Genomic DNA, 17,880 nt, shown 5'->3' on the forward strand with positions numbered 1-17,880 from the left:
GTCGGCGAGTCCGCCGGAGGCCCCGGGCCACGGGCCCCTCCTGGCGGGTCGGCCGGGTCCGAGGCGTGGGCGTGGACATCGCCGGCGCCGCGATCGAGGCTGCCGCCGAGGTGGCGTGATCCCCTGTCCGCGCCGCTCAGCACGGCGATGCCGGTGCGTCGCCCCCGGCCCCGGGTTGGGCCTCCGCCGCGTCCTGGGCGGCGAGCACCTCGGGGCCGTGCCGGTGGGCCCAGTCGCCGACCGCGTCCAGCGCGGGCAGCAGGCCGCGCCCCAACGACGTCAGCCGGTAGTCGACCCGGGGCGGCGCCTCGGCGAACCGCTCGTGGGCCACCAACCCGTCGCGTTCCAACCGGCGCAGCGTCTCGTGCAGCACCTTGCCGCTGATGCCGCCGATCCGCCGTCGCAGCTCGGCGGGGCGGCGCGGCCCCTCGCGCAGCGCCCAGACCACCACCCCGCTCCAGGTGTTTCCCAGCAGGTCGAACGCCAGCCTGGCCGGGCAGTCCGCCATGAAGTCGGGCATCGGGCCCCTCCCTCGATCCCAGGGTGCCACCGCGACGGTTACCACGAGGTGCCCATCGGCCTGCCTAGTCTCGCCGAGAGTTGGTCCCGAACCGAAACAAGGAGCTCGATCGAACCGTGGACATCGGTGTGTTGGGCGCCGGCCGGATGGCAGAGGCGCTGGGGAGCCAGTGGGCGCGGGCCGGGCATCGGCTGCTGGTGAGCGGGCGCGACCGGGGGCGGACGGCGGCGCTGGCCGCCCGGCTGGGGCCGGCGGCGCGGGCCGGCGACTTCGCCGAGGCCGCGGCGTTCGGCGAGGTGGTGCTGCTGGCTGTCCGCGCCGAGGGCGCGCTCGACGTGTTGGCCGCTGCCGGCGCTGGCGAGGGAGCGCTGGCGGGGCGGCCCCTGATCGACTGCGTCAACGAGGTGGCGCCCGGCTTCGTGCTGGCCTCGGACGGGGGCCCGTCGATGGCCGCCCGCGTCGCGCGGGCGGCGCCTGGGGCCAGGGTGGTGAAGGGCTTCAACCTCTGCCACGAGGACGTCTGGCGGATGACCCCGCCGGTCTTCGACGGGGTCCCGCTCGCTGTCCCGCTGTGCGGGGACGATCCGGAGGCGTTGGAGACGGCCGGCCGGCTGGTCCGCGATCTCGGCTGTGTCCCCCTGGCCGGCGGGAGCCTGGCCAGGGCCGGGTTGTTGGAGGCGACGGCCGCGCTGGTGATCGGCCTGTGGGTGGGCGCGGACGAGGACGCCAGGGCGATGCTTCCGCCGCTGAGCCACGCCTCCGGCCCACCCGCGGCTCCTGGGGCCGCTGGGGATCAGTCCGTGCCCGGCAGCCGGTAGCGGCCGTCGGGAAGGCGCTCGGCGAGGCCGTCGCTGACCAGGCCGCCCAGCGCTCTGGCCCGCTGCTCCGGATCGTGCCAGACGCGGTCGAGCACCGCGCGGGGCACCGGGGTCGCCGCGTCGCGGAGCACCGCCAGCAGCTTGCCGCGCACCTGCCGGTCGGTGCCCACATAGGTCTGGCCCCGGCGGGGCGCGCCCTGGTGCTTCGGGGATCCGGCGCCCCGCCAGGCGCACAGCTCAGCGATGGGGCACCGGCCGCACTCGGGGGAGCGCGCGGTGCAGAGCAGCGCGCCGAGCTCCATGGTGGCCGCCGCCCAACGGGCCGCCGTGGACGCCTCGTTGGGCAGCAGCATCCGGGCCAGCTTGCGCTCGGCGGCGGTGGTGGCGTTGGGCGGGTACTCGGTTCCGGTGACGGCGCGGGCGAAGACCCGTCGCACATTGGTGTCCAGCACCGCGTGCCGTTGCTGGTACGCGAACGAGGCCACGGCCGCCGCCGTGTACTCGCCGACGCCCGGCAGCGCCAGCAGCTGGTGGTGGTCGGTCGGGACCTCGCCGCCGTGCCGTTCCGCTATGGCGGCGGCGGCACCGTGGAGGCGCAGGGCCCGTCTCGGGTAGCCGAGCCGGCCCCAGGCGCGCACCGCCTCGCCCGCCGCCTCCGCGGCCAGGTCGGCGGGGCGTGGCCAGCGTTTCAGCCACTCCTCGTAGACCGGCAGCACGCGGCTGACGGGGGTCTGCTGAAGCATGAACTCGCTGACCATGACGCCCCAGGCGCCGGCCTCGGGCCGTCGCCAGGGCAGGTCACGGGCGTTGTGGTGGAACCACTCGATCACCGGCGTGTGGAGGGCCAGGGGGTCCGTTTCCGGAGCCGCTTCGCCCGGCGCTGTCTCAGTCGCAGTCGTCGCAGTCATGGCAAGGGCGATCCTGGCATGGCCGGGGCACGGCACAAAGCGGACGGTGCTTCGCGCGTGTTGATACGTAACGGTGTCCTCGCAAGTCGAGGGCGGGCATTCGGGTGTGTCCGAAGTCTCGTAAGGTTCCCTCGTGGGATCACTGCGAACTCCGGTCGGCCCGTTGCCCTCCGCCATCTACTGGCGCCGTAGGGGCGTTGTGCTGCTGCTGGTCGCCGTGGTGGCGCTGCTTGTCTTCTGGGCCATACGCTCCACCGGCGGGGACAGCGGCAACACGGCCGGCCAGGACGACGGCAAGGGCCCCGCCGAGTCGATCACCCCGGGTCCCACCCCTTCCGAATCCCTGATCGACGAACGCCCCGGCGGCCGGGACGAGGACGAGGACGCGGACGGTGGCGGCGACTCCGACGGCGAGCCCGACGGCGACGGCGAGCCCGGCGATGAGGGGGACGGCGAGGGGAACGGTGCCGACGGCGACTCAGGCGGCACCGAAGGGGACGGCGACGGCGACGCGGGCGGCGATCCCTCCGGTCTGCCGGCGTGCGAAGCGGGCGCGGTGACCCTCTCGCTGCGCAGCGACGCCAACGCCTACGACCCGGGACAGCGCCCCGAACTGCGGCTGACCGCGCAGAACGGCGGCGATGGTGCCTGCCGACTCGACCTCGGCCACGAGGCGTTGACGCTGACCCTGGCGGACGACCAGGACGACCAGGTGTTCTCGTCCGCCGAGTGCCCCGACACCGCCGGCAGCCTGCCGACCGCCGTGCCGGCGGGCGGCACCGCCGACCACACCGTCATCTGGGACCTGCGGCACTCCGTCGCCGACTGCGACGCGGGCCAGGGCCAGGCCGCCGAGCCCGGCACCTACCTCGCGGAGGCCGAGCTCGCCGGCTTCCCCGTGGTCCAGACGTCGTTCCGGCTGGAAGCGGATTAGCCTCCCATCGGCGCGGCCGGCCGCACCTGGTTCCCGGCGGTGCCGGGGCGACGCCGCCCGCCGTCGTCGGCACCGTCTGCCCGGACACCAGGAACCCGCCGTCCCGGTGATGGCGCTCCAGGAGGTCGACACGCGCGGTGACCAACGGCTCGGCGGCGGCGGGCGATCCGGTGTGGTGCGGGGACAACAGCTGCGACGCGGGTGGCGCGCCGCTCAGACGTAGCGTTCGAGGATGGAGGACTCGGCCAGTCGGGAGAGGCCCTCGCGGACCGAGCGGGCCCTGGTCTCGCCGACGCCGTCCACCGCCTGGAGATCGTCGACGCTGGCGGCCAACAGCTTCTGGAGGCCGCCGAAGTGGTCCACCAGGCGGTCGATGACCAGGCCGGGCAGCCGGGGGATCTTCGCCAACAGCCGGAAGCCGCGCGGGGAGACGGCCGTGTCCAGCGACTCGGGGGCGACGCTGTACCCCAACGCCCGAGCCACCAGCGGCAGTTCCAGCAGCTCGGCATGGCCGAGGGAGTCCAGCTCGGTGAGCGCGGTGCCGACCTTGCGGGAGCGCTTGCCGCCGGCCTCCGGGAGGTAGTCCCGCACGATCAGCTGGCGTTCGGGCTCCACGCCGGCGATCAGCTCGTCCAGCTGGAGCGACAGCAGCCGCCCGTCCGTGCCCAACTCCACCACGTACTCGGCGATCTCGACGGCGATCCGGCGGACCATCTCCAGCCGCTGCGCCACCGCCGCGACGTCCCGCACCGTGACCAGGTCCTCGATCTCCAACGCGGAGAGCGTGCCCGCCACCTCGTCGAGCCGCAGCTTGTACCGCTCCAGCGTGGCGAGCGCCTGGTTGGCCCGGGACAGGATGGCGCCCGAGTCCTCCAACACACGCCGCTGGCCCTCCAGATAGAGCGCGATCAGGCGCATCGACTGGCTGACGGAGACCACCGGGTACCCCGTCTGGATGGAGACCCGCTGGGCGGTGCGGTGCCGGGTGCCCGTCTCCTCCGTCGGGATGCTGGGATCGGGCACCAGCTGCACGCCGGCCCGGACGATGCGGGAGATGTCGCGGTCCACGATGACCGCGCCGTCCAGCTTGCACAGCTCGCGCAGCCGGGTGGCGGTGAACTCGACGTCCAGCACGAAGCCGCCCGTGCAGAGCGACTCGACGGTGCGGTCGACGCCCAGCACGATCAGCCCGCCGGTGTTGCCCCGCAGGATCCGCTCCAGGCCGTCACGGAGCTGGGTGCCCGGGGCGACCGCGCTCAGCGCGGCGCGCAGCAGACCGTCCGTTCCCGAGCCACTCCCGGCCCTGCCGGGACTCGCCGGCCGGTCGCTGGCTGCCATGCAATCCTCCGGGGGGACGAAACCGCGCTTCTAGCGCCGTTGAGTCTACCGGCGTGCCCTCGACCGCCCTGAGGACTCCGCGCGATGGGTCGGGAGCACATGAAGCGCCTCCCCGATATTCGCCACCTCAAGCACCCGCATTCCGGCCGGCACCTCGCCCGAGTCGGTCGGCACCAGCGCGTGGCCGAAGCCAAGGCGGGACGCCTCGGCGAGCCGCCGCTGCACGCCCGTGACCCGCCGCACCTCGCCGGCCAGGCCGACCTCGCCGATGGCGACCAGGTTCTGGGGGAGCGGCGTGCCGCTGGCCGCGCTGGCCAGGGCCAGGGCGACCGCCAGATCCGCCGCGGGCTCGGAGAGCCGGACGCCGCCGACCGTGGCGGTGTAGATGTCGTTCTTGCCCAGCGCCGATATCTGGCCGCGCTGTTCGAGGACGGCCAGCATCATCGACACCCGGGACGTCTCAAGGCCCGATGTGGTGCGCCGGGGGGACGGGATCTGGCTGTCGACCGTCAGCGACTGCACCTCGGCGACCAGCGGGCGGCGGCCTTCCAGGGTGACCGTGAGGCAGGTGCCCGGCACGGGCTCGTCCCGGCGGGTGAGGAAGAGCCCGGACGGGTCGGCCAGCGAGGTGATGCCCTCGTCGTGCAACTCGAAGCAGCCCACCTCGTCCGTGGCGCCGTAGCGGTTCTTCACCCCGCGCACCAGCCGCAGCCGGGCGTGTCGGTCGCCCTCGAAGTGCAGCACCACGTCCACCAGATGCTCCAGCAGCCGGGGCCCGGCGATCGCGCCGTCCTTGGTGACGTGGCCGACCAGCACCGTGGACATGCCGCGCTCCTTGGAAGCCCGGATCAGCGCACCGGCGACCTCCCGCACCTGGGCCATCCCGCCCGGCGCGCCGTCCACCTCGCCGGAGGCGACCGTCTGCACCGAGTCCAGCACCAGCAGGGACGGCTTCACCGCGTCCAACTGGCCGAGCACGGAGGCCAGATCCGTCTCGGCGGCGAGGTAGAGATCGTCCGCCAGCGCGCCGATCCGATCGGCCCGCATCCGGACCTGGCCCGCCGACTCCTCGCCCGTGATGTAGAGCGTGCGGTGCGACCCCGACGCGGCCTTGGCCGCCACATCCAGCAGCAGCGTGGACTTGCCCACGCCCGGCTCGCCGGCGAGCAGCACCACCGCGCCCGGCACCAGCCCGCCGCCGAGCACCCGATCCAGCTCGGGGACGCCCGTGGAACGGGCGGCGACGGCCGCGCCGTCCACCTGCCCGATCGGCAGCGCGGGCGACGCCACCCGGGCCGCCGGGACCGTGCGCACCGCCGGCGTGGCGCCGACCTCCTCGACCGTGCCCCAGGCGTGGCACTCGGGGCAGCGGCCCAGCCACTTCCCCGTGGACCAGCCACACTCGCTACAGCGGTACGCCGGGCGGTCTGTTTTTCGAGCCATGGGCGGAACGCTACCGCCGCCCACTGACATCCCATGGACCATCAACCTCGCGCCAGGGGCCGCGATCGTCACCCGTTGGGGGGAACCTGGGGCGCCTCGCTCCGCCGGGTGGCCGCCGGGCGCCTACCGTCACCGGGTGATGACCAGCTGCCGCGCACAGCCCTCCCCACTGGCCAGGAGGAGCCCCCAGCACGCCACCGCACGTGGTCAGGTCTCCCGGCGCGCCGCGCGCCCCGCGGCCTACGCCGACGCCAGCCTCGACGGGCTGTTCACCTACTGCCTGTCCATCATGTGCGAGCACGACGCGGCCATCGCCGCGCTCGGGGAGGCGTTGGCGCTGGCCGAGCGGCAGCACGAGCGGGGCCGGCGCCCGGGGGCGCCCGAGCTCGCGCGCCCCTGGCTCTACGCGCTGGCGCGCTGGTGCTGTCTGCGCCGGCTCGCGCTCCAGCGCGAGCGCCGCCAGGAGAGCGGCCCGCCAGGGCCGCGCGCCGTCGGCGAGGACGCCCAGCGGCGGCGGGAGTTGGCGCAGCTGGCCTGGCCCGAGGCGGCCGGTACCACGGCTGAGCAGCGGGAGGCGCTGGAGCTCGCGGCCCGGCATCGGCTCTCGGCTGGCGAGGTCGCCCGGGTGCTGCGGCTGGCCGACGACGCGGCGGACGCGCTGCTGACCACCGCCCGCTGCGAGGTGGAGCGCACCAGGGCGGCGCTCGCCGCCGTCGACTCGGCGCCCTGCCCCGCCGTCGCCACGCTCTCGGGGGACGACCGGCGGATGCTGCTCGGGCCCCGGCTCAGGCGGGAGTTGGTGCGGCATGTGGACGAGTGCCCGGCCTGCCGGCTGGTGGCGCAGCGCGCCATGGCCGGCCTGGGCTGGCCGGGCACGGCGTCCCCGGCGGGGCCCAGGCTCGCGGTGGTGGGCGCGCCGCGTCCGCTGGTCCACGCGGCGCGGCTCGCCGTGCGCCGCGCGCGTTCCCAACCGAGCCCGCGCTGGGACAGGTTGGGCTTCCCCGTGCCGGAGAAGGACCGCGTCGCGCGCCGGGAGCGGCTGCGCGGGCGCGCGGTCACGGGCACGGTGGTGGCCACGGTGCTGGCGGCGCCGGTGCTGGCCCTGTGGGCGGCGTATCGGGGCGCGCCGGTGACGGGGGAGGCGGCCGGGCTCGAAGGCATGTCGGCCAGCGTCCCCGACGAGCCGGCCGAGCGGGCGGGCGACGGCGGTCGGCAGCCGGCGGGGGAGCGGGCGGGCCGGGGCTCGGCGCCGCCGGCGCGGGAGGCGGAGAGCGACGACGCGGCGCGGCCTGAGCGCGAGGACGCCGAGGCGTCCGCCGACGAGGGCGCCGCCACGGACACCCCCGAGGCCGAGGAGCCGGCCTCCGCCGCCCCGGGGCAGCTCGCGGTCGAGGCGGTGACGACGGAGTCGGGCACCCTGCTCACGCTGACGGTCTCCGGTGGCGCGCCGGTGAGTTGGACGGCGCGGAGCGATGTCGGCTGGCTGCTGCTCGGCCGTTCGTCGGGCACGCTGTGGCCAGGCGAGACGCTGGTGATCGAGGTGTTGGTCGATCGGGCGCGGCAGCCGGCCGGGCCCTGGCAGGGGCGGATCAGCATCGCGCCGGGCGGCATGGTCGTCACCGTGGAAGGCGTCGGCGAGGAGCCCGGCGGGGAGGAGCCGCCGCCGGATCCGGGCGATCCCGACCCCGAGGAGCCCGGCCAGCCGGGGGAGGAGCCCGACCCGGAGGAGCCGGCGCCGGCTCCCGAGTAGCGGGCGCCCCCGAACGACGCGGCTACCGCCGGGCCGGCAGCGGCGTGCCGGGTTCGGCGAACAGGTGGTACTGCACCACGGGCGCCAGCCGGCGGATCAGCTCCTCGCTCTCCGTGCTGGCCAGCGGTTCGATGCGCAGCACATGGCGGGCCAACACCACGCCGACCAGCTGGGTGGCGGCCAGTTCGGCGCGCAACTCGGCGTCGGGCGCGGTGAGCTGGCCGGCCAGCTCGGTGAGGATCCGCCGGGTGAGGAGCCGCCGGAAGATCGTGGCCGCGGTCTCGTTGTGCATCGCCGATCGGATCACGGCCAGCATCGGTCCCCGGCTGGTCGGGTTCTGCCAGATGCCAAAGAACATCCGGGTGAAACGCTCTCCGAAATCGGCCGGTTCGGGCGCTTCGGTCGGCCCGGCCAGCTCGGTCGCCGCCCGCTGGTCCGCCAGGCCCTGCGCGGCCGGCTCGATGGCCTCGACCACCGCGGCTGCGAAGACCTGCTCCTTGGTGCCGAAGTAGTGATGGACCAGCGCCGGGTTGACGTCGGCGCCGCGCGCGATGGCGCGGATGGACGCCTTGTCGTAGCCGCGCGCCGCGAACTCGTCGCGCGCCGAGGCCAGGATGCGCTCCCGGGCGCCCGGTGTGCCGTCGTCCTGCTCCGCGCGGGAAGGACGGCCCCGGCGGCGTGGGGCCGCGGGGCTCATCGGGCCGGTTCCTCGTCGGTCCGCGCGGGTGTCGAGCCGGCGAGGTGGAGGCGGATGAAGGCCAGCGTCTCGGCGAGGTCGGCCTCGCGTTCCCTGGCGGAGACGGCCCTCCGGGTGTTGATCTCGGCGATCACATGCCCCCGGTAGCCGGCGCGGGCCAGCCGCTCCAGCACCGGGCCGCAGGGCTGGCTGCCGCGGCCGGGCACCAGATGCTCGTCCTTGCCCGAGCCGGAGCCGTCGCCCATGTGCAGGTGGCCGAGGCGCTCGCCCATCAGCTCGGCCATCGCCAGGGCGTCGCCGCGCGCCGTGGCGGCGTGCGAGACATCGAGCGTGAACGCCGGGTAGTCCTCTTCCGTGGGGTCCCAACCGGGCGCGTAGGCAAGCATTTCGCGGTCGCGGTAGCGCCACGGGTACATGTTCTCCACCGCGAAGCGCACCCCGCTCTCCTCGTGCAGCCGCCGGATGCCGTCGACGAAGCCCCGCGCGTAGGCGCGTTGCCAGCGGAACGGGGGGTGCACCACCACCGTGTCGGCGCCGAGGCGTTCGGCGGCGGCGCGCGCGGTGGTCAGCTTGCGCCACGGGTCGGTCGACCAGACGCGCTGGGTGACCAGCAGACAGGGCGCGTGCACGGCCAGCACCGGCACCCGGTGCTCGTCGGAGAGCCGGCGCAGCGCCTCCACGTCCTGGCTCACCGGATCCGTCCACACCATGACCTCGACGCCGTCGTAGCCCAGCCTGCCGGCTATCTCGAAGGCCGCGGCCGTGTTCTCCGGATAGACGGAGGCCGTCGAGAGCCCGACCTTCGCCCCTCCGGCAGGTACCTGATCTGCCACGAAGACCAGCCTACGCGCCGTGCGGCGGGTGATGGCTTGACCACGGGCCCTTGGCGGGAGAATAATTAAACGCATGATTAATAAAACCGACCACGGGCTGGTCGACCAACCCCAACCCGCCATCCGCGCCTCGGGGTTGCGCGTCCGGCGCGGCGAGCGGCAGGTGCTGCGCGGGCTGGACTTCACGGTGCGCGCCGGTGCCGTCACCGGACTCCTGGGCCCCTCGGGGTGCGGCAAGACCACCCTGATGCGGGCCGTCGTCGGCGCCCAGGACAAGGTCAGCGGCACCCTGGAGGTCCTCGGTCGGCCGGCGGGCAGCGCCGCGCTCCGGCCCCGCCTCGGCTATGTCACCCAGGCGCCGTCCGTCTACCTGGACCTGACGGTCCGCCAGAACCTCGACTACTTCGCGTCGATCCTGGGCCTCGTCAGCGGCGCCCGGCGCCAGGAGGTGTCCCGGGTGCTCGCCGACGTCGATCTGACCAGCCACGCCGACGCGTTGGCCGGCGACCTCTCCGGCGGCCAGCGCTCCCGGGCCTCGCTGGCCGCCGCCCTGCTCGGCACCCCCGAGCTGCTGGTGCTCGACGAGCCGACCGTCGGCCTCGACCCGGTGCTGCGGCGCTCGCTGTGGGCCCTGTTCCACCGGCTCGCCGCCGAACGCGGCACCACGCTGCTGATCTCCTCGCATGTGATGGACGAGGCCGACCGCTGCGAACGGCTGATGCTGATGCGCGAGGGCCGGCTGCTCGCCGATGGCACCCCCGAGGAACTGCGGCGCCGCACCCGCACCGACGCCGTCGAGGACGCCTTCCTGGCGCTGGTCGAGGCCGACCGCGCCGACAACTCTGAAAGCGCCGACCGCGCCGACCGCGCCGACAGCTCCGGCGAGGACGCCGGACCGGCCACGAGGGAGTCCTGACGATGAGCCTCACCCGCACCCTCGCCACCACCCGCCGGGTGCTGGCCCAGCTGCGCCACGACCCACGCACCATCGCGATGTTGCTGCTGCTGCCCGTCCTCCTGCTGGTCCTGCTGTACTACGTCTTCGACTCCGACCCGGGCGCCTTCGACTTCATCGGATCATCCCTGCTGGGCATCTTCCCGATGATCACGATGTTCCTGGTCACCTCGATCGCCACCCTCCGCGAACGCACCTCGGGCACGCTGGAGCGGCTGATGGTGATGCCTCTGGGCAAGGGCGATCTGATCGTCGGCTACGCCCTGGCGTTCAGCGTCTTCGCCGTGCTCCAGGCCACGCTGGCCACCGGCGTCGCGCTGTGGCTGCTGGATCTCGACATCGCGGGCTCGCCCTGGCTGCTGCTCGTCGTCGCGCTGCTCAACGCGCTGCTCGGCACCGCGCTCGGCCTGTTCGTCTCGGCCTTCGCCGCCTCGGAGTTCCAGGCCGTGCAGTTCATGCCGGCGCTGATCTTCCCGCAACTGCTGCTCTGCGGCCTGTTCGCGCCCCGCGACAGCATGCAGCCGGTGCTGGAGTACGCCTCCAACGTGCTGCCGATGTCCTACTCCGTCGACGGCATGAACGAGGTGTTGCGCAGCGCCGATGTCACCGGGGACTACGTGCGGGACGTCGTGGTGGTCAGCGGGGTGGCCCTGGGGGTGCTCGCGCTGGGCGCGGCCACGCTGCGCCGCCGCACCGCCTGACGCGGGCCGGCGGCGGTCAGGCCGTGCGCATCCGGTCGAGACGGCGGAGGATGACGCCCTCGCGCAGCGCCCAGGGGCAGATCTCCAGGGACTCCACGCCGAACAGGTCCATCGCCGCCTCGGCCACCAGCGCCCCGGCCAGCAGCTGGTGGGCCCGACCCGGCGAGACCCCCGGCAGCTCCCGCCGCTCCGCCACCGGCAGCTCGGCCAGCTTCTGGCTCCACACCCGCAGATCCGCCCGGCTCAGCTCGCGCCTGGCGAACTCGCCCTCGGCCGAGCGGGCCGCGCCCGCGATCCTGGCCAGCTGCTTGAACGTCTTGGAGGTGGCCACCACCCGGTCAGGGGCGCCCAGCCGGCTGAACCGCCCGACCACGCCCGCCACCTGCGTCCGCACATCGCGGCGCAGCGCCCGCACATCCGCCGCGTCCGGCGGATCGCCCGGCAGCCTGGCCGCCGTCAGCCGACCGGCGCCCAACGGCAGGGAGACGGCCGCGTCCGGCGCCTCGTCGAGACCGAAGGCGATCTCCAACGAGCCGCCGCCGATGTCGAACAGCAGCAGCCGGCCGGCCGACCAGCCGAGCCAGCGCCGCGCCGCCAGAAAGGTCAGCCGCGCCTCGTCCGCCCCGGAGAGCACCTGGAGCGCGACCCCCGTCTCGGCCGCCACCCGGGACAGCACCCGGTCCGCGTTCCCCGCCTCGCGCACCGCCGAGGTCGCGAACGGCAGCAGATCGGCGACGCCGTGCTCCTCGGCGACCTCAAGCGCCTGGCCGACCGTGGCCACCAGCCGGTCGACGCCGGCCGGACTGATCGCGCCGTCGTCGTCCAACAGCTCGGCGAGCCGCAGCTCCGCCTTGTGCGAGTAGGCGGGCAACGGCCGCGCCCCGGGATGCGCGTCAACCACCAGTAGGTGAACCGTGTTGGAACCCACGTCGAGAACTCCGAGTCTCATGACCGTCAACGCTACCCCGCCCTTTACTCTGGGCGTTGTGGCGAAGACGAAGAGGGCGAAGCCGGGCAGAAGCTCCACCGCGGGCGAAGGGCGCGTAACGGTGTGGGACGGCGCGGCCCGCCGCGCCGCCGGCGAGGAGGTGGCGCTCAACCACCCGAGAGCCTGGGTCGAGTTCCCCGACCCGTCCGACGCGGAGCAGGTCTTCCGCTGTGATCTGACGTGGCTGACCTCCCGCTGGGGCTGTGTCTTCGGCCGGGGCTGCCAGGGCATCAAGCCCGAGCGGGCCAGCGACGGCTGTTGCAGCCTGGGCGCGCACTTCTCCGACGAGGAGGACGAGCGGCGGGTCGCCGAGCATGTCGCCCGACTCACCCCGGAGAGCTGGGAGTTCCACGCCGAGGGCGCCTCCCGCGAGGGCTGGGTGGAGCTGGACGAGGACGGCGAGCGCCGCACCCGCCGCCACCAGGGCGCCTGTGTGCTGCTCAACCGCCCCGGCTTCGCCGGCGGCGAGGGCTGCGCGCTGCACATCCTGGCGCTCGCCGAGGGGCGCGAGCCGCTGGAGACCAAGCCCGACGTCTGCTGGCAGCTGCCGGTGCGCCGCACCTACGAGTGGGTCGAGCAGCCGGACGGCGAGCAGCTGCTCTATGTCTCCATCAGCGAGTACGACCGCAGGGGCTGGGGCTCCGGCGGGCACGACCTGCACTGGTGGTGCACGGGGGCGCCGGCGGCGCACGGCGCCTCGGACCCGCTCTACATCGGCTACCGTGCCGAGCTGGTCGAGCTGATGGGCAAGGCCGGCTACGACCAGCTCGTCGAGCTGTGCGAGGCCAGGCTCGCGGCGCTCGCCACCACCCCGCCGGGCGCCCGTCAACTGCCGTTGCTCGCTCCGCACCCCGCGGATCCGGTGGCCGCGCCCCCGGTGTGACCTGCCGGGTCTCTCCGGGCCGCCGTCTCGGATGCCGGGAAGACCGTCCCGGAAGGCGGGCGCGAGGCGTAGCCTCGGGTGGGTAGCCGCACGTCTCGCGAGGAGAGGCCATCATCATGGGCAGCTTGAGGTCCCGCACCGTCACCCACGGCCGCAACATGGCGGGCGCCCGTGCCCTGCTCCGCGCCGCCGGGGTAGCTCGGGAGGACTTCGGCAAGCCGATCATCGCCGTGGCCAACAGCTTCACGGAGTTCGTGCCGGGCCACACCCACCTCCAGCCGGTCGGCCGTATCGTCTCGGAGGCGATCAAGGAAGCCGGCGGGGTGCCCCGCGAGTTCAACACGATCGCCGTGGACGACGGCATCGCGATGGGCCACGGCGGGATGCTCTACTCCCTGCCGTCCCGCGACCTGATCGCCGACTCCGTCGAGTACATGGTCGAGGCGCACTGCGCCGACGCCCTGATCTGCATCTCCAACTGCGACAAGATCACGCCTGGGATGCTGATGGCCGCGATGCGGCTGAACATCCCGACGGTCTTCGTCTCCGGCGGCCCGATGGAGTCCGGCACCACCACGCTGGTCGACGGCACGGTGCGCAAGCTGGATCTGATCAGCGCCATGTCGGAGGCGGCCAACGACTCCGTCTCCGACGAGGACATGGCCAGGATCGAGGAGAACGCCTGCCCCACCTGCGGCTCCTGTTCCGGGATGTTCACGGCCAACTCGATGAACTGCCTCACCGAGGCCATCGGCCTCTCCCTGCCGGGCAACGGCTCCGTGCTGGCCACCCACACCGCCCGCCGCGCGCTCTACGAGGACGCGGGGCGCACGGTGGTGGAGATCACCCGCCGCTTCTACGAGGAGGACGACGCCACGGTGCTGCCGCGCGCCGTCGGCTCCCGGGCGGCGTTCGAGAACGCGATGGCGCTCGACATCGCGATGGGCGGCTCGACCAACACGATCCTGCACCTGCTGGCCGCCGCGCAGGAGGCCGGCCTGGAGTTCGGGCTGAAGGAGATCGACGCGCTCTCCCGGCAGCTGCCCTGCCTCTCCAAGGTCGCGCCCAACGGCAGCTACTACATGGAGGACGTCCACCGGGCCGGCGGCATCCCCGCCATCCTGGGCGAGCTGTACCGCGCCGGGCTGCTCAACGAGGACGTGCACACCGTGCACAGCGACTCGATCGCCGACTGGCTGAAGTCCTGGGACATCAGGGGCGGCTCGCCCTCGGCCCAGGCGGTGGAGCTGTTCCACGCCGCGCCCGGCTGCGTCCGGTCCGCCGAGGCGTTCTCCCAGTCCGAGCGCTGGGACACCCTGGACACCGACGCGGCCGGGGGCTGCATCCGTGACGTGGCGCACGCCTACTCGGCGGAGGGCGGCCTGGCCGTCCTGCACGGCAACCTCGCCGAGGACGGCTGCGTGGTGAAGACGGCCGGCGTGGACGAGTCGGTCTGGACGTTCGAGGGCCCGGCCGTGGTGGTGGAGTCCCAGGAGGAGGCCGTGGAGGCCATCCTCACCAAGCGGGTCAAGGAGGGCGACGTGGTCGTCGTCCGCTACGAGGGCCCCAAGGGCGGCCCCGGGATGCAGGAGATGCTCTACCCGACCTCGTACCTCAAGGGCCGGGGCCTCGGCGCCAAGTGCGCGCTGATCACGGACGGCCGGTTCTCCGGTGGTACGTCGGGGCTCTCGCTCGGCCATGTCTCGCCCGAGGCGGCGGCCGGCGGCACCATCGCGCTGGTGCGCGACGGCGACCCGATCCGTATCGACATCCCCAACCGCTCCATCGAGCTCAGGGTGCCGGACGAGGAGCTGGCCGCGCGCCGCGCCGAGCTCGGCGGCCGGTACGCGCCCAGGCAGCGGGAACGCAAGGTCTCCCTGGCGCTCCGCGCCTACGCGGCGATGGCGACCAGCGCCGACAAGGGCGCCATCCGCGACGTCACCAAGCTGGAGGGCTGACGCCCGTCCGCGCCGCGACCGGCTCCGCCGGTTGGTCCTGGCGGGCTGGTCGTGGATCGGCGTAGCCGAGGTCGGTTGTGGTTCGGCCGGTCGGTTTCCCGGGCGCCCGCGCGCCGTCCCGGCGCGGCGCGTGCCCGCTCAGTCCGCTTCGTTCAGCGGCGTCGCGTAGAGGGTGTTGCCCAGCGTGGGCACATAGGCCACGCCGTCGCCGATGGCCGGGGGTGGGGCGGAGCCGCCGCTGCCGATGCCGGGGGAGCCGGGGTGGGGCTCGCCGGTGTCCAGGGGACTGCCGTCGGCGGCCGAGAGCCGGTGCAGCGCCCCCTCGGCGTCGGAGAGGTAGAGCACGCCGTCGACCGCCGCCGGCAGGGACGCCGTCTCGACGGCCGTCGCCACCGTCCACAGCACCTCGCCCGCCGCCGGGTCGACGGCGATCACCGTGCCGCCCATGGTCGAGGCGTAGATCACGCCGTCCGCCATGACCGTCCGGGGCTCGGTCGGCTCCGGCAGTTCGACGGACGTCCACGCGCGGCTGGTCAGATCCAGCCGGTGCACCCTGTTGATCACCGGGATGTCGGCATCCCACTCCTCGAAGTACGCGGCGTCCGCGTCCATGCCCACCGGGTGCAGCGTCCCCAGCGCCTCGGCCGGCGGCGGCACGGGCGTCGGCCACACCGGGGCGCCGGCGGAGGAGAGCAGGGTCATCTGCGGGGCGAACCCCGACTCGTCCTCCCTGCTGACCGCGAGGAAGCGGTCGCCCCCCGACAGCAGATCGGTGACATAGCGGCCCGGAACCTCCCAACGCCCCAGCGGCTCGGGCGAGTCCACCGCGTAGAAGCGCACCGTGCTGTCGCCGTTGCGCAGCGCCAGCGCCCGCTCGCCGACCGCCAGGATGTGGCCCAGCTCGGGGGCGTCTATCTCCCAGAGGGGCTCCCCGTCGTCCGGATCAAGCGCCGCGAGGCCCGTCTCCGACTGGGTGATCACCGCGCCGTCCACCAGCGTCGCGCCGGGGCCCAGCACACCGTCGCGCGGGCCGCGGTGCAGCCAGCGCTCGGAGCCGTCCTCGTTGAGCATGATCGTCAGCCGACCCGCGGCCGAGCAGAGCACGCCGCGCTCCGGGGCCGGCTCGCAGCGGACGCCGCTGGTCGCCGCGTCCTCGATGCCCCAGTCGTAGAGGTCGACCTCCCAGGGGACGAACGGCGCCGGCGCCTCGTCGGGCGCCGGATCGGCGGGGCCTTCGGCCGACGGCTGCTCGGTCCCTCCGTCGTCACCCGTCGCGTTCAGCAGACCGACCGTGGCCACGACCCCGACCGTCGCCAGGGCCACCGCCGTCAGCGCCAGCCGCCGCCCGAGCCGGCGTGGACGGCGCCCGGGCGCGGTGGGCGTCCGATCAGACGCGCTCTCGTTCGCGCCCCCGCGCTCCCCCGTGTCCCGCTCCTGCCGGCCGGCCTGCCACACCTGTGAGGAACGCACCACCGCGGCCTGCGCCCTGGTGTCGGCGAAGGCCGCCATCCGCAGCACGGCCGACACCTCGGGCCGCTGCTCCGGGTCCTTGGCCAGGCAGAGGCTGACCAGCCCCCGCAACGAGTCCGGCACATCGTCGAGATCGGGCTCCTCGTGCACCACCCGGTAGGCCACCGCCAGCGGATCGCCGCCGGGGAGCCGGCCGGCCTCGAACGGGCTGTGCCCGGTGACGGCGTAGGCCACCACGGCGCCCAGCGCGAACACGTCGGCCGCCTCCGTCGCCTCCCCGTCGCCCGTCAGCTGCTCGGGCGCCATGAACGGCGGCGAGCCCAGCACGGCGCCGTCCTCCGTGAGGCGGTGGCTGTCGGCCAGGGCCCGGGAGATGCCGAAGTCGATCACCCGCACCCCGTCCTCGGCGAGCAGCACATTGCCCGGCTTCAGATCCCGGTGCACCAGACCGCAGCGGTGGATGTCCAGCAGCGCCTCGGCCAGCTCGGCGCCCACCCTGGCCGCCTCCCGCGCGGTCAACGGGCCCTCGCGGTCTATCCGCTCGGTGAGCGAGCCGCCCGGCACATAGAGCGTGGCCAGCCACGGCGGATCGCCGTCCGGATCGGCGTCGACGACCGGCGCGGTGAACGCGCCGCTCACCCGCCGGGCCGCCGCCACCTCGCGCCGGAACCTGGCCCGGAAGTCCTCGCTCTCCGCGTACTCGCGGCGGATCACCTTGATCGCCACCTGCCGCCCGGCGACCGTGCGCGCCAGATGGACGACGCCCATCCCGCCGCTGCCGAGGCGGCGTTCCAGCACATAGGCGCCGATGCGCGCGGGCGCGCCCTCACCACCACCGTCCGCCATGGTGACTCCCCCCGAAGTGCCTTGGTCCCGTTCCGTACGTGGTACGTCGGGTCTGTCGTGGTTCCGCCGGGGACAGCGTACTGGCGCGGGTGGGGTGAACTCAGCGCGCGTCGGCGGAGATAATCGACCACATGTCCAAGTCTGCGCAGCCTCCCCAGCCCACGTCCGCGTCCGGACGCGCGCCCGTGTCCGAGGACGCGCCGCGCCCCGAGCCGATCAGGTTCTACGGCACCAGCTGGGTGGACCGCTCCCGCGGCTACCGGCTGCGCCGAGCGGTGTTGACCCTCGGCAGCACCGCGCTCACCGTCGCCGGCGCGCTGGTGCTGATCGTCGGGTACAGCGGGCTCACCGGCGTGGAGACCCCGGGCTGGCTCGGCGTCCTGGTGGTCATCGCCTTCGCCATCTGCACCGTGCTCGCCTTCACCCGCCAGTGGCTGCGCTTCACCAAGCCACAACTCGACAGCGGCGTCGACGATTCGGCGTTCCGCAGCATCAACGTGGTCGGCTTCATCGGGGTGCTGTTCGCCTACTCGCTGCGCAGCACCGTGGAGGCGCCGGGCGAACGGCTGCTGCGCGCGGAGTACGAGGCGGCCCTGGAGCGGCACCGCAAGCTCGTCGGCAAGCGCTCCGGCAACCCGGCGCGGCGCCGTAGGGGGCGGGCCTGACCGCACCCCGCACGGTCCGGGACCCGGCCCTCAGGGGCGGGCTCAGGGTTCCCCCTTAGCCGCCCCTGGCATGTGTCAGTTTTTATTGACGCGTCCCGCGCGCCGCTGGAACGCTGCGAGTACGAACACGGAACGAGACCAGTGAGCGACCTGGCCCGCGGCCACGGCGCCGA

The 17,880-nt window shown here is 74.2% G+C and carries 16 protein-coding genes; 8 read left to right on the top strand and 8 right to left on the bottom strand.

Translation table 11 applies throughout. From position 1 onward, the window contains the following. Window positions 1-136 precede the first annotated feature (136 nt). Window positions 137-520 carry a winged helix-turn-helix transcriptional regulator gene (locus K4G22_RS16885; RefSeq protein WP_228081069.1) on the bottom strand — a complete coding sequence of 128 codons (384 nt, stop codon included), beginning with the start codon at window positions 518-520 and terminating at the stop codon, window positions 137-139. A 116-nt stretch (window positions 521-636) separates the two neighbouring features. Here K4G22_RS16885 and K4G22_RS16890 point away from each other — a divergent pair, with 116 nt between their 5' ends. Further along, window positions 637-1,338, top strand: coding sequence for an NADPH-dependent F420 reductase (locus K4G22_RS16890; RefSeq protein ID WP_228081071.1), 702 nt, complete (start codon window positions 637-639; stop codon window positions 1,336-1,338). Here K4G22_RS16890 and K4G22_RS16895 read toward each other — a convergent pair. After that, window positions 1,314-2,246, bottom strand: coding sequence for an HhH-GPD family protein (locus K4G22_RS16895; RefSeq protein ID WP_228081073.1), 933 nt, complete (start codon window positions 2,244-2,246; stop codon window positions 1,314-1,316). The genes K4G22_RS16890 and K4G22_RS16895 overlap by 25 nt on opposite strands. A gap of 133 nt (window positions 2,247-2,379) precedes the next feature. On the opposite strand from K4G22_RS16895, the gene K4G22_RS16900 reads away from it, so the two are divergent. Further along, window positions 2,380-3,180, top strand: coding sequence for a hypothetical protein (locus K4G22_RS16900; protein ID WP_228081075.1), 801 nt, complete (start codon window positions 2,380-2,382; stop codon window positions 3,178-3,180). Between the two features lie 213 nt (window positions 3,181-3,393). On the opposite strand, the gene disA is transcribed toward K4G22_RS16900, so the two are convergent. Beyond that, window positions 3,394-4,518 (bottom strand): DNA integrity scanning diadenylate cyclase DisA, encoded by a 1,125-nt coding sequence (disA, locus tag K4G22_RS16905; protein WP_228081076.1) that lies wholly within the window; start codon window positions 4,516-4,518, stop codon window positions 3,394-3,396. Window positions 4,519-4,563: 45 nt separating this feature from the next. Then, the gene (radA, locus tag K4G22_RS16910; RefSeq protein ID WP_228081077.1) at window positions 4,564-5,961 is read right to left on the bottom strand and encodes a DNA repair protein RadA; all 1,398 of its coding nucleotides are present in this window, start codon (window positions 5,959-5,961) and stop codon (window positions 4,564-4,566) included. Between the two features lie 139 nt (window positions 5,962-6,100). On the opposite strand from radA, the gene K4G22_RS16915 reads away from it, so the two are divergent. Beyond that, complete coding sequence (locus tag K4G22_RS16915) at window positions 6,101-7,711, top strand: BACON domain-containing protein (RefSeq protein WP_228081078.1); 1,611 nt, start codon at window positions 6,101-6,103, stop codon at window positions 7,709-7,711. 22 nt (window positions 7,712-7,733) lie between these two features. On the opposite strand, the gene K4G22_RS16920 is transcribed toward K4G22_RS16915, so the two are convergent. Further along, window positions 7,734-8,408, bottom strand: a complete 675-nt coding sequence (locus K4G22_RS16920; protein ID WP_228081079.1) for a TetR/AcrR family transcriptional regulator — start codon at window positions 8,406-8,408, stop codon at window positions 7,734-7,736. Beyond that, window positions 8,405-9,241, bottom strand: coding sequence for a sugar phosphate isomerase/epimerase family protein (locus K4G22_RS16925; protein ID WP_425336708.1), 837 nt, complete (start codon window positions 9,239-9,241; stop codon window positions 8,405-8,407). Before K4G22_RS16925 ends, K4G22_RS16920 begins: the two co-directional genes overlap by 4 nt. Window positions 9,242-9,314: 73 nt before the next feature. Here K4G22_RS16925 and K4G22_RS16930 point away from each other — a divergent pair, with 73 nt between their 5' ends. Then, window positions 9,315-10,157, top strand: a complete 843-nt coding sequence (locus K4G22_RS16930; RefSeq protein ID WP_228081080.1) for an ABC transporter ATP-binding protein — start codon at window positions 9,315-9,317, stop codon at window positions 10,155-10,157. 2 nt (window positions 10,158-10,159) lie between these two features. Beyond that, window positions 10,160-10,897, top strand: coding sequence for an ABC transporter permease (locus K4G22_RS16935; protein ID WP_228081081.1), 738 nt, complete (start codon window positions 10,160-10,162; stop codon window positions 10,895-10,897). A gap of 16 nt (window positions 10,898-10,913) precedes the next feature. Here K4G22_RS16935 and K4G22_RS16940 read toward each other — a convergent pair whose 3' ends face one another. Beyond that, window positions 10,914-11,846: a Ppx/GppA phosphatase family protein gene (locus K4G22_RS16940; protein ID WP_228081082.1), complete on the bottom strand. Its 933-nt coding sequence runs from the start codon at window positions 11,844-11,846 to the stop codon at window positions 10,914-10,916. A 37-nt stretch (window positions 11,847-11,883) separates the two neighbouring features. On the opposite strand from K4G22_RS16940, the gene K4G22_RS16945 reads away from it, so the two are divergent. Beyond that, window positions 11,884-12,768 carry a DUF3109 family protein gene (locus K4G22_RS16945; RefSeq protein ID WP_228081083.1) on the top strand — a complete coding sequence of 295 codons (885 nt, stop codon included), beginning with the start codon at window positions 11,884-11,886 and terminating at the stop codon, window positions 12,766-12,768. Between the two features lie 116 nt (window positions 12,769-12,884). After that, window positions 12,885-14,726 (top strand): dihydroxy-acid dehydratase, encoded by a 1,842-nt coding sequence (gene ilvD / locus K4G22_RS16950; protein WP_228081084.1) that lies wholly within the window; start codon window positions 12,885-12,887, stop codon window positions 14,724-14,726. Between the two features lie 138 nt (window positions 14,727-14,864). Here ilvD and K4G22_RS16955 read toward each other — a convergent pair whose 3' ends face one another. Further along, the gene (locus K4G22_RS16955; protein ID WP_228081085.1) at window positions 14,865-17,042 is read right to left on the bottom strand and encodes a protein kinase domain-containing protein; all 2,178 of its coding nucleotides are present in this window, start codon (window positions 17,040-17,042) and stop codon (window positions 14,865-14,867) included. A gap of 131 nt (window positions 17,043-17,173) precedes the next feature. On the opposite strand from K4G22_RS16955, the gene K4G22_RS16960 reads away from it, so the two are divergent. Next, window positions 17,174-17,707 carry a hypothetical protein gene (locus K4G22_RS16960; RefSeq protein WP_228081086.1) on the top strand — a complete coding sequence of 178 codons (534 nt, stop codon included), beginning with the start codon at window positions 17,174-17,176 and terminating at the stop codon, window positions 17,705-17,707. The last annotated feature ends 173 nt before the right edge of the window (window positions 17,708-17,880 follow it).

This window comes from Streptomyces profundus, from assembly GCF_020740535.1.
Taxonomy (GTDB): Bacteria; Actinomycetota; Actinomycetes; order Streptomycetales; family Streptomycetaceae; genus Streptomyces; species Streptomyces profundus.